Genomic DNA, 26,693 nt, shown 5'->3' with positions numbered 1-26,693 from the left:
GTCAGATGATGGAAAACCTCTTCCACCATTCCGGATTTCTTGAATCTATAAAGCAGCACGTGAGAAAATTCCCTACCAAAACTGCTGTAGTGGATATCAGCAACCCTCAATCGATAACTATGAGTTATCAAGAATTGCAAGAGACTGCTGAAACGATTGCTGCTAATCTGCTGGCCAAAGGTCTGCAAAAAGGCGAAGCGGTTGCCTACCAATTGCCAAGCGGATGGCAATTTATCGTGATCACCATGGGAATTTGGTATGCTGGCGGCGTGCCATGCCCACTTTTGCCCTCACTTCGCGAACGTGAGGTTCGGTTTATTCTGGAGCGTTCCCAAGCTCGCTTTTACATTTACCCGGATACATACAGAAACTTTGATTACAGCCAATTGGCGCATTCCTTAGAGGACAAATTTGCGGATCTGCAATTCTTCTGCATTCCTCAGTCAGAACAAATTCCTGCGCTCTCTTCACTAGCTGGACTCGCTGATCCACTTGATCACGAGTACCATTTGCAACCACACGCCCCTACCCTGGACTCTATTGCTCAATTGTTATTTACATCGGGTACAACAGGAGAACCCAAGGGAGCTTTGCATACTTTTTCCACATTGTCTTATGCTTTGTTTCGCCATACGCAAACTTTACGCCTTTCTCACCAAGACGTTATTTGGGTTCCTTCGCCGCTGGCTCATCAAACCGGTTTTCTCTACGGCATGATGCTTTCACTCTTCCTTGGCGCCACTGGCGTGTATCACGCTGCATGGCATGTGGAGAAAGCCAAACAGGCCATTGAGAAGGAAGGAGCCACATTTGTCCAAGCGGCCATGCCCTTCCTCTCAGATATCACACATATGTCAGAGCCACCACAGGGATTGCGCATTTTTGTGGCAACGGGCGCCGCTATACCAAGACAATTAGCTGATTTAGCCAAACAAAAGCTCGCTTGCAAAATTGTTGGCGCATGGGGTTCAACAGAAACCTGCTTAGTTACGGTTGGTCATCCGGACGATCCGGTTGAAAAACTCTGGGGCACGGATGGACGAGTCATGGAAGGAATGTCTATTCGCGTAGTCGACGAGAATGGACAAGTTCTCCCCCCTGGTACAGAAGGTAATTTCCAAGTCAAAACACCCGCTATGTTCATTGGTTATCTGCATCGCCCCGATCTTTATGAGGCTGCTTTGACGAAAGATGGTTATTTTGACACAGGCGATTTAGCCATTGTGGATGAAGACGGATTTATCAAAATCAGTGGTAGAAAAAAAGACATCATCAATCGTGGTGGAGAAAAAATTCCGGTAGCCGAAATTGAAAATCTGCTTTATACGCACCCTTCTATCGCTGATGCAGCTTTGGTCGCCATGCCAGATCTTCGTCTTGGTGAACGTGCTTGTCTCTTTGTCGTTGGCAAAGAAGACAGCCAGCCGTTGAAACTGGAGGATATTACAGGATTCTTACAACAACAGGGTGTTGCTAAAATTTATTGGCCAGAACGTCTCGAATGGATTGCTGAGATGCCTCGCACAGCCAGTGGAAAAATCCAAAAATATTTGCTTCGTCAGCGGCTTCAAGAAAAGTCACTCGACGCATAAAAAAACTGGTTAAAAGTGGACAACGCCTTGGAAAGGATGAAATCAGATTGCAAGATGAGATCTCTTTTCAACAAAAACTCCAAGAAGTACAGGATTTTGTTGCCACACGCGGCCGCCTCTTCAGTAAACAAATTGAGGCTTCTGGACATGTTGATAAAAACGTCATTGAAGAATTGCGCCAGCGAGGCTACTTTCGCTTAACTGCTCCAGAAAATCTAGGTGGTCTGGGTTTCAGTATGCATCAATACCTCGAGATGCTCTTTTATTTTGCTCAGCTGCACGGTTCATTGCGGGTGCTTATTCACGTGACCAACAGTTTATGGCGATCACTTGCATCTAAAGCAAGCCAACAACAGTTAGAAAACTTTGTCCGACCTTTTGTCAACAGTGAAAAGTGGATTACTTTTACTCTCACGGAGCCCCATTCCGGATCGGGAGCGGACTTAAAAACAACTGCCCGGCGCGATGGAGATGACTACCTTCTGAACGGGGAAAAATGGATGATTATTTTTTCCGATTTAGCAGATTACTTTTTACTTTTCTGCCGTTTGGAAGATAGCCAGGGTAGCGAAGGTACGCTTGCCTTTCTGGTCCCCCGTGACTCGCAAGGATTAACCATCGAACTGATGCAAGATGCTATGGGAGTTACTGGAACACGTCACGGACATCTATACTTACGTGACTGTCGTGTTTCTGCCAGTATGCGACTTGGAGAAGAAGGCGACGGACTAACCGTAGCTTTTCAAGGTTTTCTAGACCCTAGCCGTTTAGCGATTGGTATGACTTGTGTAGGACTTGCAGATCGAGCCCTGCAATTAGCTGTGCAGCATGCTTCAAAGCGAGTAACATTTGGCAAAACGCTTTTGGAGCGCCCCACCATTCAAATGTGGATTGCGGAAATGGCTACGGATATTGAGGCTGCTAAACAATTGGTGTTTAAAGCTGCCGCAGATTTTGAATCTGGCTTAACCATTGCTCGACAAGCCTCTATGGCCAAACTTTTTGCATCCGAAATGTTGCAACGCGTGACTGATTTGGCCCTGCAAATTCATGGTGGAATTGGGTATTTCAAAGGAGAGATGGAGCGCATCTACCGCGATGCTCGAATGTTACGCTTTGAAGAAGGTACCTCAGAAACACAGAAAATGACAATTGCTCGCAGCGTTATTCGACAGTACCGTCAAAACCAGTCATAAAACTGATTCGCCACAGTAATTCAACTTGAATGGAAGAGAGGCAGAACACATATGTCAAAAATCCCCTACCCATTAGCAAGCCGTGAGAACCATCCTGAGAATAGTGTGGTACAAGTGGGTGATATCCAGATTGGCGGAAAATCTGCAACTATTATAGCTGGTCCATGCTCTGTAGAATCTAGAGACAGCTATGTGGAAATCGCTATTGAATTGCAAAAGGCAGGCGCACAAATTTTGCGTGGAGGTGCTTACAAACCACGTACTTCTCCGTATTCTTTCCAGGGTATGGGTGAAGAAGGTCTGCGAATTATGGCCGAGGCAAGCGATATTACAGGATTACCAACCATTTCAGAAGTTATGGATGTAGAAACGCTGCCCCTCGTTGCACATTATGTTGACATACTGCAAATCGGCGCAAGAAATATGCAAAATTATCCTTTATTAAAAGCTGTCGGAAAAACCAAAAAGCCAGTCATGCTCAAACGAGGTCTAGCGAATACCATTGAAGAATGGCTAATGTCCGCAGAATATATTTTATCAGCAGGAAATCCTTCTGTGATTCTCTGTGAACGGGGAATTCGCACGTTTGAAACAGCTACTCGTTTTACACTGGACTTAAACGCCGTTCCAGTCATAAGAAAACTCTCTCACTTGCCTATTTTAATCGATCCGAGTCATGGAACAGGACATTCTGGATATGTGCCTGCACTTTCTCGGGCTGCTATTGCTGTTGGCGCAGATGGCATTATGGTGGAGGTACATTCCAATCCTGCTGAAGCTCTTTCTGATGGTCCCCAGTCGCTTACAGTTGAAGAATTTCGCAGACTTGCTCCGCACATTCATCAGCTATCCGACTTTTGCCAACCCTTCTTCGAAGAGGCGAAGAATGCGCGGACTGCGAAAATCAGCGTCTCATGACGCAACATTAACGTTTAAAGGAAGCTGCTCCATCATCCACGTAAAATTCGTGACCGTTGACAAATGAGGCTTCATCGCTAGCAAGAAATGCGACAACTTGGGCAACCTGCTCCGCAGTGCCAAACTGTTGTCGCATTTGCGCTTTACGCACATAATTCCATACGCGTTCGTCTTCACGCCACCTGTCAACGAGTGGCGTATCTATCATACTCGGAGCTATAGCCACTACTCGGATATTGTATTTAGCCAAATCGAGTGCAGCCGCCTTTGTCATACCGACTACTGCCGCTTTCGTTGCGTGATATGGCAACTGTCTACGATCAGCCAAGAAAGCGTAGATAGAGGCTGTATTGATAATTACTCCGCCACGCTCCTTCATAACCGCCGCCGCCGCTCGAATGCCGTAAAAAACCCCATTTTGATTGATGGCTACTGTACGAAGATATTCTTCCAACGGCATCTCCAATAAGTCCAGTTTACCTTCCCCAAATATTCCAGCATTGTTAAACATAATATCAAGTTGCCCATAGTGTTTTACAGTGGTTTCAACTAGTAACTGAACGCTTTCATAGGAAGAGACATCTACCGGAACAAATATAGCTTTACCGCCTTTAGCAAGAATCTCATCAGCGATTTTTTTTCCTCGTTCTTCTTGAATATCTGCTACCGCAAGTGAAGCCCCTTGTTGAGCAAGCAATTTAGCACTGGCCGATCCGATTCCACCGGCAGCACCAGTGACTATGGCAACTTTCCCAGCAAATCTTTGCATATTCATGAGCTACTCCTTATCTTTAACCATATTTTCAAATAACTGAATACGCGTTCTCCATTCCTCGGGTATAGGTAGAGGTTTCTGCGTTTCCAGATCCATATGCACATAGACAGTATGAGCACGGACGAGCACATCTTGATGGCGTTTAATTTCAAAATCTACTTGCAGGCTTGTCCTTCCCATCGATACGGTGCGAACGCCAATAGCCAGTTCTTCATCGTAACGTGCAGAAGAGAAAAACTCTAATTCCGTTTTGACTATGACTGTATTGCGCATTTCTCCTTGGTGAACGGCGACTCCTCGCCTTATGTATTCTGCAAATGCTACGTCAAGATAAGTTAAATAATGCGCGTTGAAGACCACGCGCTGAGCGTCTACTTCATCCCAACGCACGCGCAATCGATGATGAAAACGATAATGATTCAAGATAGGTCACTTGCCCCCTGCCTGGTAAGTTTATTCCTCTGTTATCTTACACGATTCTTTGCGTTGCAACGACATGGATTTTTTCGGCTGGGGGCTTTTATCAAGAATGATCCCCTACAGATGGTTGTAGGGGGTCAACAGTTCAAATTGATAATTCTCCCATACGTACAAGTTCCACAACCGCTTGCGAACGACCCTTTACATTCAATTTTTTCATCACATTAGAGATGTGATTTCTCACTGTTTTTTCGCTCACGAATAGTTGGGACGCGATTTCTTTTGTCGTTTTGTCCTGTACTAATAATTCAAAAACTTCTCGTTCGCGATTGGTGAGCAATGACTTGGCACTCGCCTCTTTGCCCGAAGACATTTCGCTTATCCCTCCCTGCCGCATCGAGTACAAGAGCGGGATACAGTCAGGGTATAGTATGTGAGACTCGATTTCTCTGTGCATGCCCTCATCAACATAGGCGGAACTGACATATTGTATGATAAGAAGGGTTTTGTACACATGCGAGGAAATGTAATGCTCTAGAAAGTAAAATCCATTTGACTTCAGTAATACAGGACGAAGCAAGAGCTTCTATTAAACGTGTGTATAGGAATGCAAATAAGGGGGAACATGCATGACAATGCCGATTTCACGTCGGCCTTTGGGTAATTCTGATACTTTTCTGTCGGCCATTGGCCTTGGATGTTGGCAATTTAGTCTTGGCAAAGGACTGGTGGGAAAGTTTTGGGATGTTCTAGACAAAGAACGCATTCAAGAAATTGTGGATGAAAGCCTTCAGAATGGCATCAACTGGTTTGATACAGCAGAAATATACGGACGAGGAGAATCAGAACGCGCACTTTCACAAGCACTCCTAGCCAACGGGTGTCAACCGGGAGAAGTCTTTATTGCTAGCAAATGGTGGCCGATAGGTCGTCGCGCCAGCCATATTCTATCATCTATTCAAGAACGTCAAGAATGTTTGGCGCCTTATCCTATCGATTTATACCAAATTCACCAACCGTATGCTTTTTCAAGCATTCGAAGTCAAATGGATGCTATGGCTAAATTAGTCGAAAAAGGAGCCATCCGATATGTCGGCGTAAGCAATTTTAACGCCAAGCAAATGCGAATAGCTCATCAAATATTAAGTAAATATGGTATCAAGCTAGTTTCCAATCAGGTAAAATACAGCTTACTCGATAGAAGAATAGAGCGTAATGGCATTATAGACGTTGCAAAGGAATTGAAAATAAGCATTATTGCCTATTCGCCCCTTGAACAAGGACTCTTAACTGGAAGATTTCACGAAAATCCCAGTGCGTCAACAACGCTATCCGGTCCACGCAAATTTCAGGGCAAGTTTAAACGTCAAAATCTGTTAACCACCAAACCTCTGATTGACGTTTTACGATCACTTACTGAAAAATATCAAGCTACTGTCAGCCAGTTGGCACTCAATTGGCTCATTACGGCTCATGGAGAAACTGTACTGGCTATTCCTGGTGCTTCAAAAGTCAAGCAGGCCCGTGACAATGCTGGTAGCCTTCAGTTTCAATTAGAACCGGAAGATATAGAGAAAATTGATAAAATCAGTAAATCTACCCAAAACAGATAGAGAATTTTTCTCTGTTTTTCTCTCAGGTTACAACCGTTTGAAAAGATAAGAAGCCCTTAACTTTCGAGGGCTTTTCATCTTTTTCAAATTAAGTATTCCACGCCTGCCTTCTCTACTTTTCAAACTGCGGAAAATAGGACTCTTGTATCTAATTTATCGAGCCGTTGTACCGCCATCTACAGCTAGAATTTGTCCAGTGACATAATCGGAAGCTTGACTGGCTAGAAAAAGAGCTGCCCCTTGCAAATCGCGATCGGTCCCATAACGACGAAGTGGAATACCTTGCAAAATAAAATCCCCCCGATGAGCAAGCACATCTTTTGTCATTTTGGTTGGGAAAAATCCGGGTGCTATGGCATTGACATAAATTCCATAGCGAGCCCATTTGACTGCCAAATCTTTCGTCAGTGTAACAATACCACCCTTACTGGCGTTATAAGGTACTGCGTCAAGTCCTTCAGGATCCGTTCCGCGCAATCCAGCAACTGACGCAATATTAATAATTTTTCCCCTGCCCTGTTGCTTCATTTGTCGGCCCGCAAATTGTGACATCAGAAATGTACCCGTTAAATTGGTATCAATGACTTTCTTCCATGCATCCAGAGGAATATCAAGAGCGGGAGCCCCCCAAGAAGCACCAGAATTATTCACCAAAATATCTAGACGGCCAAATTTTTCAAGAGTAGCTTCGACAACTCGCTGAATGGACGCTGATTCAAGTATGTCAAGCTCCATCCCTTCAGCCTGAAATCCTTTTTCCGTAAGTTCCCGAGCAGCCTGAAGGCAATTTTCAACTCGTCGAGAGCAGAGCACAACCGTTGCTCCTGCTTCCGCATAAGCTTCTGCAATTTGCAATCCGAGTCCACGTCCACCTCCGGTGACTATGGCAACTTGACCATCCAATCGAAATAAATTCAATACGCTCATTCACGAGCCCTCCCGACCGTTAGTTAGAAATCGTTCTAAACGCTTTCATTGTGCCATAGACAACAAGCTGCTGGGAAGTCAGACAAGAACAAATTTTATTCTCCTCTTCCTAATTCATCGACAAGAGAATATAATAAAATCGCGTTTCAACTTGTAGTGATGTTATATCGTTATGATATTTCCATACATCAACAAGTCAAGAAACCAAAATGATTTGAAACGAATCTTGAAAATCTAAAAAATGACCCTTCATGAGGAGGTGAATTGGTATTGCGTGGTGGCGTACCCATGTATCAAAAAATTAAACGCCAATTGATCGAACCCATTGAACGTGGCGAATGGCCAGTGGGCCATCCTCTGCCATCAGAAGCCGAATTATCTCAACAATTTCAGGTCAGCCGAACGACGATTCGACAAGCTATTGGAGATTTGGTCTCGATGGGCTATGTCACTCGGCAGCAAGGGAGAGGCACGTTTGTCTCGCAAGCACGGCCGCATATTACGGCAACCAAACTGTATGGCTTTGCAGAAGAATTGAGACAGCGTGGTGAAGAGGTTCAAATTCAAATTCTTTTTATGCGTGCATTTCATTTCATAGACAAAAGTGAAATTGTCCTTCCTTGGACATTGGATGGTCAAACATGGGAACTACAACGGATTGCTCACATTGATGGGCAGCCTGTTTTTTGGGAAACCTCATATCTGCGGTTGCCAAATGACTTAAGCGTAGCTTCTTGGGAAGAAGACAATACTTCATTTGAAAATGTTTATGGATATTTTGAACGTTGTGGCGTTAGAATTGCTTCCGGATTGCAGACGATTCACGCCGAAACAGCCATGGAAGAGACTGCCGCCCTATTACAGGTAGCAATTGGCTCTCCCTTGCTCGTAGTAGAGCGCATCACGCAAGATGATACGGGTGATCCTGTTGAGTACTCTATTGTCAAATACCCTGCCGCTCTCTATCGATACGAAGTGAAATTGTTGCGCCAGGAGGATAACTTTTCCATATCCTGAGATATTCAGAAGCTTCTTAACAGACCCATTCGTTTATTCGTCTCTTTGACAGAAAGGAATGTGAAGGTTGATGCATACCCCGCCAAGCGTTACAACAGAACCCAATTCGCCTCACAGAAAAAGTTTTTTCGATCATTTACCGCTTCCTTCAGTCCGTAACCGTAAAGGATACCACTGGTTTGTGGTTGGAACCGTTTGTATAGGCGCTTTCATGGCTGCGCTAGATGCAAGTATTATTAATATTGCCTTGCCCACCATGCAAAAAAGTTTTCAAGTAACCATGGGCGCTGTCGAATGGGTAAGTTTGACCTATCTTTTAACGCTTGCTGCACTCATCATACCGCTCGGAAGAATGGCCGATATTTTTGGACGACGCTGGATGTATGCCATTGGTTTTAGTGTTTTTATCGTTGGTTCATTTCTTTGCGGCATTTCTCCAACGCTCGCCATCATGAACGGAGCGCGAGTTCTCCAAGCCATTGGCGCCGCTATGCTACAAGCCAATAGTGTAGCCATCATTACTGCCGCTACTCCTTTGTCCGATCGCGGTAAAGCCATCGGTATTCAGGGGAGTGCGCAAGGAATTGGTTTATCGTTAGGTCCTGCCATAGGTGGAGCCATCCTCTCCACCATTGGTTGGCGTTGGATCTTTTTTGTCAATGTACCTGTAGGTATTATTGGTACATTGTTGGGTATTTTGCTCCTGCCAAGAGATGAAGAACGCAAGGAGAAACGAGAACCTTTTGATATCTGGGGAGCTATTGTTCTCGCCCCTACCCTGGTTGGCATCATTTATTTTGTCAAAGAAGGCCAAAGCGCCGGATGGACGTCTCCAATTGAACTGGTTGCACTGATTGTTGGCGTTCTGGGACTGATTCTTTTTATTGCAATGGAATTGAAGAAAAAAACTCCTCTATTGGATTTGAAACTGTTTAAATTCCCGCAAATCACGATTGGAAATATTACTGGCGTGCTGTCTTTTGCGAGTATGTATTCCGTCACCTTGCTCGGACCTTTCTTTCTCGATCGCGTTATGCATCTTGAACCATACCAAGCTGGACTTCTGATGATGATCGTTCCGATTGGTATGACCATTTTTACACCCATATCTGGAATTTTAGCCGACCGCTATGGAGCTCGTATATTGACCGTTTCTGGAATGGCAGCAACGATGTTGGGCGGGCTAGCATTATTTTTAGCGAGTGGAACGCTCACCTATCCAATGCTGGTTGTGGGACTGTTTTTAGTCGGTTCTGGGCTCGGCCTGTTCACTCCGCCCAATAATGCGAGTGTTATGAATGCATCTCCCAGAAATCGATTAGGAGTAACTGGCGGCATTCTCAATATGGCAAGAACACTTGGCATGAGTCTTGGCGTTACACTCGGTGGTGTTTCCTATGAGGTGATGCTCTCTTTGCAAGGCATTCATAATGAATCGACAGCTACCCTGTCCGAAATGAACATTGCCTACCACCAAGCCTTTTTGATCACTGGTGCTGTGGCACTCATTGCTATGTTCTTGTCTTTCAGTAAACGAGCCGCCAAAAAAGTAGAAGAAGCGGCGTAAAGATTTCCTGAATTCCCCTTCTCCTCATGAGGATATTCGACCTGGTACATGCACATGATGAACATGTCAAGGAGATATTGAAATGGAGGAGGGGAAACGTTGAACGTCGATCCAGAATTGGTATGGTATATAGGTATATTTCTCTTCATTTTTTTACTGCTCGGTGTACTCCGAATGGTAATGACCAAATATGACTGGTGGAGCTTTACCAAAGATGAGTTTGCTGTCGCCAATGTACCGGAAGGCGGTATGGCTCATGGAAACGATGAAGCGTACCATATCGCACGTATCACTCAAAAAGCAAGCGGCCATCGTCAAGATACACCAGAGAATATGGCCATACAACTTTTTCGTTGGATGCAGCCCGTTGCCCCCTATTTACCCGCTACTTTAGCTGAACCTGATGTGGTCAATCGAGAATACGCTATTTTGCAAGCTTTTTGTTTTGTAAACGAAATGCGTCAACAAGTGAAAGATGAAAACATCCAAAAGCAAATTGAAAATAAATTCTGGGAACTTTTTCGTGACGCAACTCCTTATACACATGACATTTCGGACAAAATGGACACTTACCACCAAGCAGTCCATACTACAGAATCCAGTAAAGAACAATCTATACTCGTGGGGAAAAAATTTTCCTCCTTTTGTCATCAACCAGAAGATAAACGTCTTCAGCATATGGGCAGTGAAACCTATGAACGTTTAACTCATCGAGTCAAACACCTATTTTCGCTGAAGCAAGTCGTTGCTGTTTAGAAGAGTTTCAAAAAATTGCGAGCAAGCTTGCTTTAAACATACATGACCTCCAAGTCCATCAAAAAGATATCGACTTAGAGGTCATGTAGGGCTTTGAATAATAATGATTAAGCCTAACACAAAACAGGCTATGGTTAGCGAGCCGCAGAGATGGTTTGTTCCAAAACAGGTCTTGCAGCAGGGACTCTTGGATCGACTCGATTCTCTTCAAGTGCGTGTTGCCTGCAAGCTTCCGAACAAAAACCTTGCAATTTCTCTTGACAAGAAGGACAACTCAAATGGCGTCGATGACAATCCAAATAAGCACAATTCACGTGGATGTCCCATGCTGTTCCACAATGTTCACAAGCACTGATGACGACATCCTCTTCGGTACGGTTAATAGGAACTGCCATCCGATTATCGAAAACGTAACATTTTCCATCATATAATTTCCCTTGCACTTCTTCGTCCTGTGAGTAGCGAATAATACCGCCATCTAATTGATAGACATCAGTAAATCCTTTGTCTATTAAATAACTCGTCAATTTTTCGCAACGAATGCCACCTGTGCAATACGTAAGAATTTTTTTTCCTTTTAACATCTCTTGATGCTCATCAATCCACAGTGGAAATTCACGAAACGTCTCCACATCCGGAGTAATTGCACCACGAAAATGCCCAATTTCTGACTCATATCGATTCCGTCCATCAATAACGATAACATCTTCGTTTAAGAGCATTTCGTAAAACTCTCTGGGAGATAAGTGTTTTCCAGTTTTCTTAAGCGGATCGACCGTATCACCGAGTCCAAGATTGACAATTTCCTGTGTCACACGAACTCGCAACTTATCAAAGACAAGTGTATCTGTTACATCCTCTTTGATATCCATATTGGCAAAGCGTACGTCTTTTTTGGTTTCGAGACAATACTGCTGGATAGCTTCCACCGCACCGCAAACGGTACCATTTAATCCTTCACGAGCAATCAGCAACCTCCCTTTCAGTCCCAGCCGCTCGCAAAGAGAACGTTGCCATTCAGCAGTCTCCCGTGGATTCTGAATCTCCACATATTGATAGAACAGCAGTACTCTATAGGATGATTGCAATGGTTTTCCCCTCACTTCAAATTAACAAATGCCTCATAGACTAGACTTAGAAATGGACAAAAGTCTTGTCTATCATCATGAATCATTATATCACGATCCTTTCGAGACGATGAACTTTTACGATTTAAACCAAGACGACAACTCTTTCTCAATACTGCTCTTTACTTCCCGCCATATATACTGAGCTTTAGCAGTTTCATGCGCAGAATCCTTTTGAACATGTAAGGCATCTGTAGCAATCCAGGAAGTCAGAGCAGCCATAGAAATAAAAAAAACAGCTTCAACCTTTCTCGGCAATCGCATCAGTTTATCCCCCAAGATAGATCAAACTCTTAGACTTCATTCTTGCCAAGCTTCCGTTCAGAAAAACAAGGAGATGTCTTCAAGCAGTGAAATCTGCTTGAGACATCTCCCAGGAAAACTTTCGTTACAATAAGATTACTTATTTATGCAACCATGCGCCAATTGCATGATATGTTACTTGACGATTCATGGCTGCAATGGATGTGGTTAACGGTATACCCTTGGGACAAACCTGAACGCAATTCTGTGCGTTGCCGCACTCCTGAATTCCGCCCTCACCCATTAAAGCTTCCAATCGTTCTTCTCGATGCATGGCGCCAGTTGGATGCGCATTAAACAGGCGAGCTTGTGAAATGGCAAAAGGTCCAATGAACGAATTTCTGTCATTAACATTTGGACATGCCTCAACGCAAGCACCACAAGTAAAGCAACGTGAAAGTTCATAAGCCCATTGTCTATCCACTTCTGGCATACGTGGACCTGGACCCAGATCGTATGTACCATCGATTGGAATCCAAGCCTTCACTTTTTTCAACGCTTCAAACATGCGGCTGCGATCGACAACGAGATCGCGCACTACCGGAAACGTACGGGCTGGACTAACTCGGATAGGCTGCTCCAAAGTATCTACCAGTGCGGTACATGCCTGACGAGGTTTACCATTGATAACCATCATACAAGCACCGCAAATTTCTTCCAGACAATTCATTTCCCAAGTAACCGGAGCTACCCTCTTGCCAGATTTATTGACCGGATTTCTCTGAATAGCCATTAAACAAGCAATAACATTCATTCCTGGCTTGTAATCGACTACGAATTCCTCTTTATAAGGGCTTGAATTGGGTCCATCTTGGCGCTCAACAATGAGGTGCACCTTACGAGTTGCTGTAGTTGTTGCTGTACTCATTCTTTCGTAGCCTCCTTTGTAACCGCATAGTTACGCAGACGAGGTTTAATGAGCGATACGTCCACTTCCTCGTAGGTAATGACAGGTCCATCTGGAGTATATTTTGCCAAGGTGGTTTTCAAGAAATTCTCGTCATCTCGATCGGGAAACTCTGGTTTATAGTGCGCACCACGGCTCTCGTTACGCAACAAAGCTCCATTGGTAATGGCACGAGCGGAAATTAACATGTTTTTTAAATGGCGAGTAAATTGCGCCATTTGATTTTCCCAGCGCGATTTATCAACAACGCCAACTCGTTTATAGCGTTCCTGTAATTCTTGAATCTTTTCATCAGTTTCTTTTAATTTCTTGTTTTCTCTGACAACCGTAACATTGGCGTTCATCCAATCACCAAGTTCACGATGCAATTGATAAGGATTTTCATCCCCATCCATTTTGAGTATCTCTTCAAATTCATTTTCATATTTTTTGCGATACTGCTCATACAGGGTATCGGGTAAGGCATCCACCGATTTACGGACGTTTTTCGCGTATCGTACAGCGTTAGGACCAGCAATCATACCACCATAAATGCAGGAGAGCAGTGAGTTGGCTCCCAAACGATTGGCACCATGATATTGATAATCACATTCACCAGCCGCAAAAAGACCGGGAATATTCGTCATTTGGTCAATGTCCACCCAAAGTCCGCCCATTGAGTAGTGAACGGCTGGGAAAATTCTCATAGGCACTTTGCGAGGGTCATCGCCCACAAATTTCTCATAAATGTCTAGGATATTGCCAAGCTTAACGTTCAAAACGTCAGCCGGAATATGAGACAAGTCAAGATAAACCTGATTTTGTCCGTCAACTCCCAATCCCATTTCTACACAAACTTTGTGAATGGCACGCGTAGCAATATCGCGAGGAACCAAATTACCGTATTCTGGATACATTTCCTCAAGAAAATACCATGGTTTGCCGTCTTTGTAAGTCCAAATTCGGCCTCCTTCACCACGCGCTGATTCCGACATCAAACGCAACTTGTCGTCACCAGGAATTGCAGTAGGATGAACCTGAATCATCTCAGGGTTAGCGTAAAACACGCCTTGTTGATAAAGTTCAGACTGGGCTGAACCTGTATTGATCATGGAATTGGTACTCTTGCCAAAAATCAGGCCGTTTCCACCTGTGCACATCACGACTGCGTCAGCTCGGAAAGATCGGATCTCCATTGAACGCAAATCTTGCGCAATAATGCCGCGGCACTGACCTTCATCGTCAATGACAGCACCTAAGAAATCCCAACCCTCATACTTTTGAACCAAGCCTGCCACTTCAAAACGTCGCACTTGTTCATCAAGCGCATACAACAGCTGCTGTCCAGTCGAAGCACCAGCAAATGCAGTACGATGATGTTTGGTTCCGCCAAAACGGCGAAAATCCAGCAAACCTTCCGGAGTGCGGTTGAACATGACCCCCATGCGATCCATCAAATGGATAATTGCTGGAGCAGCTTCGCACATACCGAGTACTTGCCGTTGGTTGGCGAGAAAATCTCCGCCATAAACCGTATCGTCAAAATGTTCCCAAGGAGAGTCACCTTCTCCTTTGGTGTTTACAGCTCCATTGATTCCTCCCTGAGCACAAACCGAGTGGCTGCGTTTGACAGGAACCAGCGAAAACAAATCAATGGGCACGCCTGCTTCGGCGATTTTAATCGTAGTCATGAGTCCGGCGAGACCGCCGCCTACCACGATGATTCGTTGATTGCTCATGGCATGTCCCTCCTTAGGCCGGGTGTGTAAAGGCAATGAGAGCATCCACGCCAATGCCGGCTAACACGACAAAAACAACCATGCTCACCCAGGCTGTAATCCGTTGCGCGCGCTGGCCAACGGTGATGCCCCAGTGAATGCAGAATGACCATAATCCATTGGCAAAGTGGAATGTTGAAGCTACGATACCTACGATCATAAACCAGAAATATGCAGGATTTGAAACTAGCTGGTGAACCATGTTGTACGTCGGGGCATTTCCAGAAAACCTCGTGGTCGCCAAGTGATAAATGATGAAGACGAAGGTGATGATGCCCGTAATTCTTTGCAACGTAAACATGAGGTTTCGCCGCCAACTATACTGCCCCGAATTGTATCCGGAAACAAAGGCGACATAGAGGCCAAAAATAGCATGATACGTTAAAGGCAAAAAAATGAAGAAAAACTCAACAAAATGTAATAATGGAATGGATTGAATGGCTGCCACAGCCTGGTTGAAGGCTGCTGCTCCGTCTGTCGCAGTGGCGTTGGTCAGTAGGTGCTCAATCAAAAAGAGCCCAACCGGAACCACACCTGCCAAGGTATGCAGACGCCTGAGAATAAACTCCGCATGACTCTGGGCTTTTGCCACCTGTTTGCCCCCTTTCGTCGGGCTTTTGCGTACCTCTAAATGATAGATTTTAGAAAGTTGTTAGGATTGAACGTATGTGCTTTTCCCAACCAATCTGTCTATCATGGTTTGAAGCCGCAGCCCTGTGCCAAGTAAATTGTAATGATGATATGAAAGGAGATCAAGGAAACACCGGAACTGAACTTATTTCTGCAATTCGTTCGTGTTCACAGTTTGTTCATTTTCTGGCGGCTTTTGCTGTAAGTGATTTAAAATTACTCTTGCAAGATGATCTCCAATGCCTATTTCTCTAAAATCAACTAAACTTGCTTCCCGAATGGCTTTGACAGAACCAAAGTGTTTCAACAATGCTTTTTTTCGCACAGGCCCTATACCAGGAATGCTATCCAACACGGACAACAAGCCTGTTTTGCTACGTACTTGGCGATGAAAGGAAATGGCATAGCGATGTACCTCTTCCTGAATGCGCTCAAGTAAATAGAAGGCCTGTGAATGCCGATCTAATTCAACTGGATAATCTTCATCACGAAAAAACAGCTGACTGGTTTTATGCCGATCATTTTTCGCCAGCCCACATACAGGCAATTCTAAATCGAGTTCATTCTCCAGCACATCAAGCACTGCCCGTAAATGCCCCTTGCCTCCGTCGATCACAATTAAATCAGGCAGGGGAAGCTGTTCTCGCAACACGCGTTGATAGCGTCTGCGCACAACTTCACGCATAGATTCATAGTCATCAGGACCTTGAACCGTGCGAATTTTATATTTGCGATACTCCTGACGAACGGGTTTACCGTCGATAAAGACAACCATCGCTGCAACAGGATCTGTTCCTTGAATATTAGAATTATCAAAAGCCTCAATCCGCATTGGCGTTGGAATCGCCAATACCTCTCCCAATTCTTGTACTGCGCCCAGCGTTCTGTCCATATCACGTTCCATCAAGCGCAGCTTCTCAGTCAATGCAATTTCCGCATTTTTCCGAGCCAGATCCACAAGTTGACGTTTCAGGCCTCGTTTGGGCTGCAAACATTTAGCATGCAACCATTCAGCAAGTGTCTGATCAGGGACACCGTCCGGAAGCAAAATCTCCTGAGGTGGTTTGGCGCCATGGAAATAGAATTGTTCCACAAAAGACATGAAATCTTCTTCCGGCTGGTTATAGTGGCGTACGATAGAAACAGATCGCTCAATGAGCTTTCCTGAACGCACGTAGAAAACTTGCACACAAAGTAGTCCACGATCTGCAGCGAAAGCAAAAACATCGCGATCGACCCTATCCGTTACAGTGACTTTCTGTTCTTCCATCACTTTATCTATGCTTTGAATCAAATCACGCAATTCCCTGGCTCGTTCAAAACGAAGTTGTTCAGCAGCTTCTTCCATTTTTTTTTGCAAATCAGCTTGTACTTCTTTGTGACCACCAGATAGAAAACTAGTAATTTCCTTACCAATCGTTTGATACTGGGATGGTTCGACTGGCAATTCGCAAGGTGCTAAACATTGGCCAATATGATAGTAAAGGCAGACTTTCTTTTTTAACGTTTTGCATTTGCGCAGCGGATAGAGCCTATCGAGCAATTTTTTGGTTGTTTGCGCTGCTGTCGCGTTAGGGTATGGACCGAAATATTTTGCTTTGTCATGATGGACACGCCGTACAATCTCTAATTTCGGATGAGATTCATTCGTCAGTTTGATATACGGATAGGTCTTGTCGTCACGAAGCATGATGTTATAAGGAGGGTTGTACTGTTTAATGAGATTACATTCCAGTACCAGAGCCTCTACAACTGTGTCTGTGACAATATATTCAAAATCGACAATGTTACTCACCAATAACTGCGTTTTTGCGTCATGAGTTCCAGTGAAATATGAACGTACGCGATTCTTCAAAACTTTTGCCTTGCCAACGTAAATCACCTGACCACGCACATCTTTCATAAGATAGACGCCGGGTTTATCTGGGAGCAACTGCAGTTTGTCCTGTATCAACTGACTCACGATTTCACCTCCAGACCACGCAGTTCAGCCACCACACAGGCTGTCTCGTGATGAATGCTTTGCAACCATATTAAATCTCTGCCATGAACCTGAAACATCTCTACTTGGCCGTTGAGTGAAAAAACTGTCGGTACTTCGCCAGCCTGGACACTTTCAACTCTAGCCATTTTTACTTGCCATGTTGTATCAGCAGATTTTGACGCAGAATAGGTCCCTATCCACCATGCTTTACCACGAGTATCTTCTGATAAATAGATTTGATGGGCTGATAACGCATCTTGTGGTGCAGAAAAAAGTATCAACTGCCCCTGGTAACTCAATTTACCCCAACTTTGTGATTTTTTTGGATGAGCTGCTTGCAAGGTTTGGTCTGTACCTGTGAAATAAATTCCATCTTCATCTATTAAAGGTGATTGTATCCAGCCAAACGATCCAGACAAGATTTTTTTCTGTGACAAAGCAGTGAGTGGATTTTCTCCTTGTAATTGATACAACTCAATCGGCAAAGATAAGGAAGCCTGCCCTGATCCTGTCACTTGCATCTCAGACTGAATGAGCAACTGATGATGTCCTACAGCAAATACGTATTGAAGAGGGTGCTGAATATCCATAGGATAAGACTTCACCAAACTTGATTGTTGGCTCTCGATATTGGCCAGATAAACCTGTGTGACTTGGGAATGCGTGATTGAATGACTCCAATTGACAATCGCCACAAGCCAGTAGCCGGTTGAAAATAGTTTCCAACTGTGAATTTTCCAATCTATACCAATTGATTTAGAAACCGTTTGCTTAGAATCTGGCGGCAAAAGATCGATATTGAACTGGCTTTGTCGATTAGAGTTGGAAAGTACCTCTCCCGTTTTAGCCAATTCATACATTGAAATATTGAGTCGAGGCCAATTGTCAACAGGTGTCTGCAAAACAGGAACCACAAACTTGTTTTGAACAACGAGCGCCTGACTTAAAACAGTTGAATTCATACCATCCGGTAACGTATACACGCCAATGGTTTCAAGTGGACTCGCTTGATAAGTAGTCCAATCCAGTGGTTGATGTTCATGGGGCGTAGGAAATCCATAGTTTTTTATATTTTCTATGCTCGATCCGGACAAGCCATAGGCAAGTAAACCGCAAGAAAGCAAGATGACAGCCACGAGTGACCATAATGTCCATACTGAACCTCGCTGACGTTTTAAAGCATGTTGAGCCACTATCATAGCTCGCATTTTTTGCAAGGTCTGAGTCCAAAAAGCTTCTTCTTTACAATCCAATGAAGGTGATAGGGCAAAACCGGTTTCAACCTCTTCATTGATTGTATGATTTGGAGACAAAAACAATTGGCTAGGTATTTGTACTCCAATTCGTTTCGCAATTTGTCGGCTTAAGCGCCTGGCTGTACTCGGACGAGATAATAGAGAACTTTCAAATTCCTGGCGACTTGGCAAATGGGTCACGAGAAAACAGAAAATTTCTTGAGTACGTTCTTTCTGTTCAGTTTTGTCAGTTACCTGAGATGAAACTGATTGCACGATAACTTGAAAATAAATTTCGAGCAACTGTTCTGCTGCCCATTCTCGCCATGATATCGTCGTACGCCCTGTCAGCACCGCTCTCACCTCTGCTTTCCTACAATACAACGGACATCGCATATAAACAATAAAATCCCTGACAAGTCAGGGATTTTATCAGGATGCATAGATGATATGGTGGGTCATGAAGGACTCGAACCTTCAACCTGCCGATTAAGAGTCGGATGCTCTACCAATTGAGCTAATGACCCACATATGGTGACCCTAAGGGGATTCGAACCCCTATTACCGCCGTGAGAGGGCGGCGTCCTGAACCGTTAGACGATAGGGCCATGGCTGCCGGACTAGGACTCGAACCTAGACTAACTGATCCAGAGTCAGTCGTGCTACCATTACACCATCCGGCAATTCGCATCGACAATTGGAGATTATACAGACACCTCCTGCGCTTGTCAATGCTCATTCTAGGTTATTCCACACGAGTCATAACCTAATTTGATTTTTCTATAAAATTCGCAGCTTCCAATAAACGGTTGTGACATTCCTTGCGTCCCAGTAAAGTCATAACATCAAACAATCCAGGCCCCACAGTAATACCTGTCAAAGCAAGGCGGGTAGGATGGATCAAATCCGCTGCTTTGCATCCGATTTGCTCGCTAGTTTGACGATAAAGCTGTTCGAGAGGCCAAGCTGCAAAAACTGGCAAGGTTGCCAGCAAGTCTGCCAATTGACGCAGACGTTGAGCTGTTTCAGGATGTTGGAAATGCTTTTTGACTCCCTTGTCATCATAAGAAACAGGCGGGCGAAAGTAACACTCCAACATATTCCACACATCTGCTTCCTGACGTGATTTTTGTTGCAAAAACTGAAGCAATGTGCGCAACCAAGCCAGTTTTTCCCGTGATTCCTCAGTTGACACCCATGCTTTTTCTAACAAACCTGGCCACATTTCATACAACAACTGATCGACTGAACGCGTTCGGAAATAATATTGATTGAGCCATTCCAGTTTTTTGACATCATAAACAGCAGCATGTTTCGCCACTCGTTCTAAACGAAAACATTCAATAGCCTCTTCACGTGAGACAATCTCCCTATTTTCTCCTGGCGAAAAACCGAGCAACAATAAATAATTGACAAGTGCTTCTGGCAAAATACCTGCTTCTCGGTACTCCTCCACACTCGTTGCACCATGTCGTTTGCTGAGCTTACTTCGATCTGGTGCAAGAATCATTGGAACATGGGCAAATACGGGAATTTCTGCATGAAAAGCCTGAAAAAGTTGAATATGGCGTGGAGTATTTGACAGATGCTCTTCCGCGCGAATAATATGCGTAATGCGCATTTCCACATCATCAACACATGAAGCAAAATGATAGGTAGGCGTGCCATCCGCTTTCCAAATGATAAAATCATCGATTTCTTCGTTCTGAAAAGTCACATCACCACGAATCAAATCGTGGACTGTAGTTTCGCCATGTACATCCGTCTTCAAGCGAAAAACAGCACGTTCTCCTGCTTCAATGCGACGTGCGGCCTCCTCGGGCGCCAGATGTCGGCAACGCCCACTGTAACGCGGTGCTCGTCCCTCCTTTTGGGCAGCCACACGCTCTTTTTGAAGCTCTTCAGGAGTACAGAAACAAGGATACGTCAAGCCCTTTTCTTGTAATTTTCGCAAATATGCTTGATAAATTTCCGTTCTCTGCGATTGCCGATAAGGCCCGTAAGCGCCACCCACTTCAGGACTTTCGTCAAAATCCAATCCCAGCCAGGCAAAAGAATCAAGAATTTGACGATAAGACACCTCGGTGGATCTCGAAATATCCGTATCGTCAATACGCAGTATCACTTTCCCTTGATTCTGCCGGGCAAACAACCAATTAAAGTAAGCCGTTCGAGCCCCACCTATATGCAACGTTCCCGTAGGACTGGGGGCAAACCGGACACGTATAGAAGTTTTATCGGCAGTTCTGATTTCTGTTGTCATGGTTGATTTCCTCACTTTGGTTGAAAAAATGTATGTAAGTCAGTCTCCTCGTTCAAACTATCGACAAAACAACGAGGTGAGATACGTCATGGAAAAAGAACAGCGGCCAAATAACCAACCTGTGCAAAGTAAAAATTCAGGCAGTTATCATCCGGTATCAAATCTTGAAGAGCCAGCAAGTCGGGAACTTGGGATGGTAGAACATCAACGTCTCGATCTCGCTTTAGAAGAATTTCCGGAAGGACCTTACGGAGCGACAACCAACGAGATCAAACTCGGTAAAGTGTCTGAGTGGAAGCCCGGCCAAGCATACTCGGGTCGTTTTCGAGACAGTAATCCTGTCTCTTCAGACCGAACTGTTGCCGAAACAGAACCTCCCTTCGATAGTTCAGAAGGCTCGATAGAAGGACAAAACTAATTCCCAGCTTACCCTGATTCCCCTTGCAAAGCGAGACGCAGCAGAGCTTCCACACACTGCTCGTTCTCGTTTGCAAGACCGATGGAGATGCGGATGTACTCACTGAGTCCAAAGCCAAAACGTACCAAAACACCCTCTGACATCAGCTTCTCAGCAACTTGCCGACCATTTCCCACGCGTACAAGTATAAAATTGGCGTCTGATGGAACCAATGTATAACCCGCTTGTCCGAGTCTTTCGTATTGCTGTTTTCCTTTCCGCACCAGTTGCAATGACTTTTGACGATGTTCCTCATCATAGAGCGCAGCAGCGGCAGCTCTCTGAGCTAAACGATTGACATTAAAAGGTTCACGAATGCGATGAGCGTATTGCCAAATATCTGGGCTACCCAGCGCATAACCAACTCGCAATCCAGCTAAACCATATAGTTTGGAGAACGTGTGAAGGACAATCCATCTTCCTGTCTCGAGCAAATCCTGAGACCAAACCGCTCGATGGGGTGACATGGCATATTCGTCGTAAGCAGCATCCCATATGACAATGACTTGCGGGGGCAAACGCTTGACTAACTCTTCCAGCTGATTCTTCTCAAGTACGGTTCCACTCGGATTATTTGGAGAACATACATACAACAGTTTTGTGCGTGGATTGACTGCTTCTAAGAGACGTTCCGGGTCAAAGCGAAAACTCTCTGCCTCAAGGGGTACAGTGACCACTTTCGCCCCCATTAACAGTGCGCCTGCTCGATATTGTGAGAATGAAGGAAAAGTGACAATAACCTCATCATCGGGCGAGAGAAACGTTTCCGACAACAGGCGAATGATTTCGTCCGATCCATTTCCAACAAGCACAGCGTCCTTCTCACAGCCATGATATTGGGCAATCGCATCACGTAGATAACTGCTGCTACCGTCTGGATAATGATGCAGTTGACCCAATTCGTCAGCTATTGCTTGCAATGCTTTTGGGGATGGGCCGAGAGGATTTTCATTAGCATTCAGCTTTAAGACAGCCTTTCCACCAAAGCGCTGAACAATCTCATCATCCGTCAGTCCAGCTTGATACGGATCAATCGAGTGAAGAACAGGTCTTACTCGCTGTTTGACAAACATGACGTTTCCCCACACTTTCTCCACACAAATTCACCAGAGTCAGGTCATTATCTGCTAGAATAAACGCATTGTATCACAGCTTATTTCGAGGAGAGAATTTTTTATGGTCCATTCGTCCAAATTTCAAATACCTACCTTGGAGGATATTCGCGACGCCGCCAAGCGCATTGAAGGCATCGCTCAAGTTACCCCTCTCGATTACAGCGCTACCTTTTCAGAATTTACGCGTAACAATATCTATATTAAAATGGAGAACCTTCAAAAAACAGGTTCTTTCAAAATTCGAGGCGCATATAATCGCCTGGCTACGATGCCCATTGAACAATTGCAACGCGGTGTGATTGCTGCCTCGGCTGGCAATCACGCACAAGGTGTGGCTTTTGCAGCGTCACGTCTCCACGTTCCTTGTACAATTGTAATGCCAGAGAATGCTAGTCTTGCCAAAATTGCCGCTACTCAACGCTATGGTGCCAACGTTGTGCTGTACGGAGAATCTTATGACGACGCCTATCAACAAGCACTGGAACTTTGTCAAGAGCAAAGCCTAAGCTATATTCATGCTTTTGACGATCCGATGATTGTAGCTGGTCAAGGTACGGTAGGTCTGGAAATTCTCTCATCGCTCCCCAAAGTAGATGCGATTGTGGTTCCTATGGGTGGAGGAGGTCTGGCTACAGGAATCGCGATCGCCGTGAAAACGCTATCGCCAAATACGAAAGTTTATGGTATTCAATCAGCCAACGTCTCATCATTTCGACAATCACTGGATATTGGTGAGGTGACTACAGTTCAGGCTTCAGCAACCATCGCAGATGGCATTGCTGTAAAACGTCCGGGAAATCTGACATTCGCACTGGCTCAACAGTGGATTGACGATGTCCTGACTGTTGAGGAAGAGGAAATTTCACGAACAATGGTCATGCTGCTCGAACGTTGCAAATTGGTAACGGAAGGAGCTGCAGCCTCTGCTATGGCCGCTGCTCTATACCATAAAATACCTGAGAATCTCGGCAATGTTGTGGTTGTACTTTCCGGTGGCAATGTGGATGTAACGATACTTTCTAAAATTATTGAACACGGACTCATTGAAGCTGGACGCTATGTCAGATTGTCTGTAACCGTACCCGACAAGCCCGGCTCATTACGCGATGTGCTGGACATTGTAGCGGATTTACGAGCCAATGTACTTAGCGTCCAGCATCATCGAGTGGGGAGCAAAATCCTCTTTGGCTACACTGAGATTGAAATTGACTTGGAAACGCGCGATAAGAGACATATCGAAAGACTGACAGCCGTATTGACATCACGTGGATACCAGCCAACGTTGGTGGATTAGGAAGTCGTGTCCATTTCCACTTGAGCTTGAAATTCTTCGCTTTGTGTACGCACTTTTTCGGCTCGCCGCTTTTTCTTTGGCGGCGGTTCGATAGGTGCGTTTTTAGTCTCCGCTCTTCCTAATCCAGCCGAAAGAGCAAATTGCAGGGCCTGATCAACCGTAAGGGAGCAATCCTGCACCTGGTCACGTTCTACCAGAAATGTCGGCCCGGCAAACTGGAAGGCATTCGGTACATAAACAGAAAGCATTTTCCCTTCCGGATCAATCTCTACTGGCAAAGACTCGGCCGTTACAAAACCGATCACTTTCGTACCCATTTCGGGCGGCCACTCCACCAAGACCACTCGCTGAAACCCTTTTCGTTTGCCCAGTAAATTATCAACTACTTCTTTACTCATAGTATAAAGGGATTTTATAAATGGAATCCTGCTCATGAGTCTATCAATGAGCTCCAGGGCTTGTCGGGATACATAAAATCTTGCCATCGCCCCAACCAAGGTGATGCCCACAATCACGATTAAAAATCCAATTCCAGGAACATAAACTCCGTCTATCCAGTTCACAGCATTGCCAAACAAACTGTCCACTTGATTAAAAACAAACACGACCAACCAAATGACAAAAGCGATTGGCAAAACTGTCACCAGGCCGACGCCAAAATATTGAGCCAGCCGTTTCAACATACTGCGACCCCTCTCTTGCGAAACTTCACCCTGTTATACTTGGTAATCAAAACTTACACTCTATTGTACGCCGAAACCCTCAATGTAGGATATAAAAACCTATCGCCATAACAGCATAAGCCCCTACAGCCATGGCACCCTCCAACCAATTCGACTCTCCATCCACCATCAATATGGCTACAAGAAGAATGGCAGCCGTCAAACTGACCAATTCTGGTACAGAAAATTGAAAGAACATAGGATGTCCGACAATGATTGAGAAAAAATATAATACTGGCGCAACAAACATAGCCACTTGCAAGCTGCTGCCGACAGCTATTTCGAGTGACAAATCCATACGATTTTTCCAAGCCATCCAGACCGCAGAAGCATGTTCTGCGGCATTGCCAATAATAGCGACCACAATAACGCCGAGAAACATCTGGCTCCATCCAGCATGGCTTGCCAAATGCTCGACAGAATGGACAAGAAAGTCACTCTCTACAGCAACCAAGACAGTGACAATCAGCAATATCAATAAAGAGACAGGAAGATTGACAAAAAGAAGGTTCGAATTCTTGATTCTTCCCGGATCTTCTATATCCTCATTTCTTTCTTCCTCCAAGTCCCCAAGCAATTGGCGATGGGTATAGAGTGAAAACACCAATCCTAAAATATAGACCAAAAACGATACTGAGCATACGGCTCCAGTCATAACGAGCAGTGAGTGATATCGACTGGCACTAAAAATCACAGGCAAAAGAAACATAATCGGTATTCCGAGCATCAGCATGGCTGTCTGGCTGTGGGCTACTCGAATATTGAAACGTTGAACAGGATGTTTTAACCCCCCAACTAAAAAACTCAACCCGAGTACAAACAGCAAGTTACCTAAAATGGAACCTGTGATAGAAGCTTTCACCAATGTAGTCAATCCCTGTGACAGTGCAAAACAACCAATAATAATTTCTACTGCATTGCCAAAAGTAGCAGAAAGCAGACCACCTAGTCTAGGACCAACTTTGACTGTAATTTCTTCTGTTGTCCTCCCCATCCAGCCTGCCAAAGGGATAATGGCTAAACAAGCAGCCATAAAATTTAAGCCTGCCGAAGGAACAGTCATATGACACAAAACGCTCAGCGCCACCAAAAGAAGGGTTGCAGCTAAGAGCAAGAGCGTTTTCAAAGCGTTTCACCTCGTAGATAAAGCAATATATGATACAATAGTTCTCACAGCTTGCAGGAGGCGCGTACCCAATGATTCATTTTCCTTCTGTCAAATCTCTGCGCGGAGAATTAAAACGCAGTGAAATACGCGGCAACATGAGATATCAATTGACAACCAAAGAGTTTATACAACAACGTGAATCTCATACCTACCGTATCGCACTACAAAATATCCTCGGCATGACTGAATGTGATGAGAAAGAGGCCAAAAATTTAAAGATGAGTTGGACGAATTCTTCAAAATATGGAAAACTTTATAAAATTGTAGCCAACGCTATGTTTGTGATATTGCCAAACCGTGTAGTCGAACAGCGATCTGTGCAATTTTACACCTGGCTATCTCCTGCTTTTGCTGAACAAATGGAAGCTTTGCTATCCAATCCAGTCACTTAATTAAAATTTTACAGATTGAAAATTCGTTCCATATACTCATTTATGACATGAAAGCCTTCGAATATCATCGAAGGCTTAGTTTTAGAATGTAGGCGATATTTTATCGGTTTTTCTTGATATTCTGGCAGACTTACAGTAAAAATATTGATCTTTACATATTTAAAGTTCCACCCACAGTCGAATTATTGAATGGCGCAGTGAGTACATAGCGTGTTTTATCTGAAAATCCCCACACAATCCACATGATTTCATAAACAGGTGTTAAAAAGATATACATCCATACCCAGGCGCCGCTTTTATCATAGGCCTGTAACAATTTTACTTGCCAAAGAATCAGGTATACGATGTTAACTATCGGAATGAGCAGTATTAAAACCCACGCACCATTTTTTCTAATCAATAAAAGTTGTTGAACCCTATTGGCGACAGGCACCCATGCCATCCAAGCAATATCCCGCCGTCCTGCCAACTTTGCCAAGTTCATAAACGCAAGAGCATTCAAAACATAAAAAGTAATAGAAATAAACCCATAAAACAAAATAATGCCTCCCAAACCCA

26 protein-coding genes and 3 tRNA genes are annotated in these 26,693 nt (G+C 44.5%); 10 read left to right on the top strand and 19 right to left on the bottom strand.

Features of this window, described 5'->3' with window-relative positions; translation table 11 throughout:
- Window positions 1-5: 5 nt before the first annotated feature.
- The 3 genes from ACOJUR_RS09225 to aroF are packed head-to-tail and all read left to right on the top strand — an operon-like array spanning window position 6 to window position 3,706.
- Window positions 6-1,592 carry an AMP-binding protein gene (locus tag ACOJUR_RS09225; protein WP_420949840.1) on the top strand — a complete coding sequence of 529 codons (1,587 nt, stop codon included), beginning with the start codon at window positions 6-8 and terminating at the stop codon, window positions 1,590-1,592.
- 47 nt (window positions 1,593-1,639) lie between these two features.
- The gene (locus ACOJUR_RS09220) at window positions 1,640-2,788 is read left to right on the top strand and encodes an acyl-CoA dehydrogenase family protein (RefSeq protein ID WP_420949839.1); all 1,149 of its coding nucleotides are present in this window, start codon (window positions 1,640-1,642) and stop codon (window positions 2,786-2,788) included.
- Window positions 2,789-2,839: 51 nt separating this feature from the next.
- The gene (gene aroF, locus ACOJUR_RS09215; protein ID WP_072873144.1) at window positions 2,840-3,706 is read left to right on the top strand and encodes a 3-deoxy-7-phosphoheptulonate synthase; all 867 of its coding nucleotides are present in this window, start codon (window positions 2,840-2,842) and stop codon (window positions 3,704-3,706) included.
- A gap of 7 nt (window positions 3,707-3,713) precedes the next feature.
- On the opposite strand, the gene ACOJUR_RS09210 is transcribed toward aroF, so the two are convergent.
- From ACOJUR_RS09210 to ACOJUR_RS09200, 3 genes are all read right to left on the bottom strand, one after another.
- Window positions 3,714-4,475, bottom strand: coding sequence for an SDR family NAD(P)-dependent oxidoreductase (locus ACOJUR_RS09210; protein ID WP_072873244.1), 762 nt, complete (start codon window positions 4,473-4,475; stop codon window positions 3,714-3,716).
- A 9-nt stretch (window positions 4,476-4,484) separates the two neighbouring features.
- Complete coding sequence (locus ACOJUR_RS09205; RefSeq protein WP_072873143.1) at window positions 4,485-4,904, bottom strand: acyl-CoA thioesterase; 420 nt, start codon at window positions 4,902-4,904, stop codon at window positions 4,485-4,487.
- Window positions 4,905-5,046: 142 nt separating this feature from the next.
- On the bottom strand, window positions 5,047-5,274 hold the full coding sequence (locus tag ACOJUR_RS09200; protein ID WP_072873142.1) for a helix-turn-helix domain-containing protein: 228 nt from the start codon (window positions 5,272-5,274) through the stop codon (window positions 5,047-5,049).
- A 256-nt stretch (window positions 5,275-5,530) separates the two neighbouring features.
- Between ACOJUR_RS09200 and ACOJUR_RS09195 the strand changes: the two genes are divergently transcribed.
- Entirely contained in the window at window positions 5,531-6,514 is a 984-nt protein-coding gene (locus ACOJUR_RS09195; RefSeq protein ID WP_420949838.1) for an aldo/keto reductase, read from the top strand.
- A 153-nt stretch (window positions 6,515-6,667) separates the two neighbouring features.
- Here the strand turns inward: ACOJUR_RS09195 and ACOJUR_RS09190 are convergent, their stop codons facing one another.
- The gene (locus ACOJUR_RS09190) at window positions 6,668-7,441 is read right to left on the bottom strand and encodes an SDR family oxidoreductase (protein ID WP_072873141.1); all 774 of its coding nucleotides are present in this window, start codon (window positions 7,439-7,441) and stop codon (window positions 6,668-6,670) included.
- Between the two features lie 264 nt (window positions 7,442-7,705).
- On the opposite strand from ACOJUR_RS09190, the gene ACOJUR_RS09185 reads away from it, so the two are divergent.
- From ACOJUR_RS09185 to ACOJUR_RS09175, 3 genes are all read left to right on the top strand, one after another.
- Window positions 7,706-8,458, top strand: coding sequence for a GntR family transcriptional regulator (locus tag ACOJUR_RS09185; RefSeq protein WP_203114112.1), 753 nt, complete (start codon window positions 7,706-7,708; stop codon window positions 8,456-8,458).
- Between the two features lie 70 nt (window positions 8,459-8,528).
- Window positions 8,529-10,025, top strand: coding sequence for an MFS transporter (locus ACOJUR_RS09180; protein WP_072873242.1), 1,497 nt, complete (start codon window positions 8,529-8,531; stop codon window positions 10,023-10,025).
- 99 nt (window positions 10,026-10,124) lie between these two features.
- Window positions 10,125-10,781: a hypothetical protein gene (locus tag ACOJUR_RS09175; RefSeq protein WP_072873139.1), complete on the top strand. Its 657-nt coding sequence runs from the start codon at window positions 10,125-10,127 to the stop codon at window positions 10,779-10,781.
- Between the two features lie 134 nt (window positions 10,782-10,915).
- Here the strand turns inward: ACOJUR_RS09175 and trhO are convergent, their stop codons facing one another.
- The 11 genes from trhO to gltX form a co-directional block, all read right to left on the bottom strand.
- Window positions 10,916-11,869 carry an oxygen-dependent tRNA uridine(34) hydroxylase TrhO gene (gene trhO, locus ACOJUR_RS09170; protein ID WP_072873138.1) on the bottom strand — a complete coding sequence of 318 codons (954 nt, stop codon included), beginning with the start codon at window positions 11,867-11,869 and terminating at the stop codon, window positions 10,916-10,918.
- A gap of 117 nt (window positions 11,870-11,986) precedes the next feature.
- Window positions 11,987-12,172: a hypothetical protein gene (locus ACOJUR_RS09165; protein ID WP_203114114.1), complete on the bottom strand. Its 186-nt coding sequence runs from the start codon at window positions 12,170-12,172 to the stop codon at window positions 11,987-11,989.
- 139 nt (window positions 12,173-12,311) lie between these two features.
- Complete coding sequence (gene sdhB / locus ACOJUR_RS09160; RefSeq protein WP_072873136.1) at window positions 12,312-13,079, bottom strand: succinate dehydrogenase iron-sulfur subunit; 768 nt, start codon at window positions 13,077-13,079, stop codon at window positions 12,312-12,314.
- Window positions 13,076-14,836: a succinate dehydrogenase flavoprotein subunit gene (gene sdhA, locus ACOJUR_RS09155; protein WP_072873135.1), complete on the bottom strand. Its 1,761-nt coding sequence runs from the start codon at window positions 14,834-14,836 to the stop codon at window positions 13,076-13,078. The genes sdhB and sdhA overlap by 4 nt, the downstream gene beginning before the upstream one ends.
- Window positions 14,837-14,849: 13 nt before the next feature.
- Complete coding sequence (locus ACOJUR_RS09150) at window positions 14,850-15,467, bottom strand: succinate dehydrogenase/fumarate reductase transmembrane subunit (protein WP_072873134.1); 618 nt, start codon at window positions 15,465-15,467, stop codon at window positions 14,850-14,852.
- Between the two features lie 183 nt (window positions 15,468-15,650).
- A complete protein-coding gene (gene uvrC, locus ACOJUR_RS09145) occupies window positions 15,651-17,468 on the bottom strand; it encodes an excinuclease ABC subunit UvrC (protein ID WP_420949837.1) in 1,818 nt (605 codons plus the stop codon).
- Window positions 17,465-19,078: a hypothetical protein gene (locus ACOJUR_RS09140; protein WP_420949836.1), complete on the bottom strand. Its 1,614-nt coding sequence runs from the start codon at window positions 19,076-19,078 to the stop codon at window positions 17,465-17,467. The genes uvrC and ACOJUR_RS09140 overlap by 4 nt, the downstream gene beginning before the upstream one ends.
- Window positions 19,079-19,175: 97 nt before the next feature.
- Window positions 19,176-19,251 (bottom strand) — tRNA-Lys (locus tag ACOJUR_RS09135).
- A gap of 5 nt (window positions 19,252-19,256) precedes the next feature.
- Window positions 19,257-19,332: transfer RNA gene (locus tag ACOJUR_RS09130), tRNA-Glu, on the bottom strand.
- Between the two features lies 1 nt (window position 19,333).
- Window positions 19,334-19,407: transfer RNA gene (locus tag ACOJUR_RS09125), tRNA-Gln, on the bottom strand.
- Between the two features lie 83 nt (window positions 19,408-19,490).
- Window positions 19,491-20,987: a glutamate--tRNA ligase gene (gene gltX, locus ACOJUR_RS09120; protein WP_420949835.1), complete on the bottom strand. Its 1,497-nt coding sequence runs from the start codon at window positions 20,985-20,987 to the stop codon at window positions 19,491-19,493.
- On the opposite strand from gltX, the gene ACOJUR_RS09115 reads away from it, so the two are divergent.
- Entirely contained in the window at window positions 20,986-21,405 is a 420-nt protein-coding gene (locus ACOJUR_RS09115) for a hypothetical protein (protein WP_420949834.1), read from the top strand. The genes gltX and ACOJUR_RS09115 overlap by 2 nt on opposite strands.
- A gap of 8 nt (window positions 21,406-21,413) precedes the next feature.
- Here the strand turns inward: ACOJUR_RS09115 and hisC are convergent, their stop codons facing one another.
- Window positions 21,414-22,541, bottom strand: coding sequence for a histidinol-phosphate transaminase (gene hisC / locus ACOJUR_RS09110; protein WP_420949833.1), 1,128 nt, complete (start codon window positions 22,539-22,541; stop codon window positions 21,414-21,416).
- Window positions 22,542-22,620: 79 nt separating this feature from the next.
- Here hisC and ilvA point away from each other — a divergent pair, with 79 nt between their 5' ends.
- A complete protein-coding gene (gene ilvA / locus ACOJUR_RS09105; RefSeq protein WP_072873128.1) occupies window positions 22,621-23,853 on the top strand; it encodes a threonine ammonia-lyase in 1,233 nt (410 codons plus the stop codon).
- Here ilvA and ACOJUR_RS09100 read toward each other — a convergent pair.
- Both ACOJUR_RS09100 and cax read right to left on the bottom strand, forming a co-directional pair.
- Window positions 23,850-24,536, bottom strand: a complete 687-nt coding sequence (locus tag ACOJUR_RS09100) for a DUF502 domain-containing protein (RefSeq protein WP_072873127.1) — start codon at window positions 24,534-24,536, stop codon at window positions 23,850-23,852. The genes ilvA and ACOJUR_RS09100 overlap by 4 nt on opposite strands.
- Window positions 24,537-24,615: 79 nt before the next feature.
- Window positions 24,616-25,701 (bottom strand): calcium/proton exchanger, encoded by a 1,086-nt coding sequence (gene cax, locus ACOJUR_RS09095; RefSeq protein ID WP_420949832.1) that lies wholly within the window; start codon window positions 25,699-25,701, stop codon window positions 24,616-24,618.
- Window positions 25,702-25,772: 71 nt separating this feature from the next.
- Here cax and ACOJUR_RS09090 point away from each other — a divergent pair, with 71 nt between their 5' ends.
- On the top strand, window positions 25,773-26,135 hold the full coding sequence (locus tag ACOJUR_RS09090) for a hypothetical protein (RefSeq protein ID WP_203114119.1): 363 nt from the start codon (window positions 25,773-25,775) through the stop codon (window positions 26,133-26,135).
- Between the two features lie 151 nt (window positions 26,136-26,286).
- On the opposite strand, the gene ACOJUR_RS09085 is transcribed toward ACOJUR_RS09090, so the two are convergent.
- The gene (locus ACOJUR_RS09085; RefSeq protein ID WP_420949831.1) at window positions 26,287-26,688 is read right to left on the bottom strand and encodes a DUF5684 domain-containing protein; all 402 of its coding nucleotides are present in this window, start codon (window positions 26,686-26,688) and stop codon (window positions 26,287-26,289) included.
- Between the last annotated feature and the right edge of the window lie 5 nt (window positions 26,689-26,693).

Source organism: Alicyclobacillus tolerans, assembly GCF_048984885.1.
Taxonomy (GTDB): Bacteria; Bacillota; Bacilli; order Alicyclobacillales; family Alicyclobacillaceae; genus Alicyclobacillus_I; species Alicyclobacillus_I tolerans.
The sequence above is the reverse complement of the archived record's forward strand: the minus strand, read 5'-3'. Positions and strand labels throughout refer to the sequence as shown.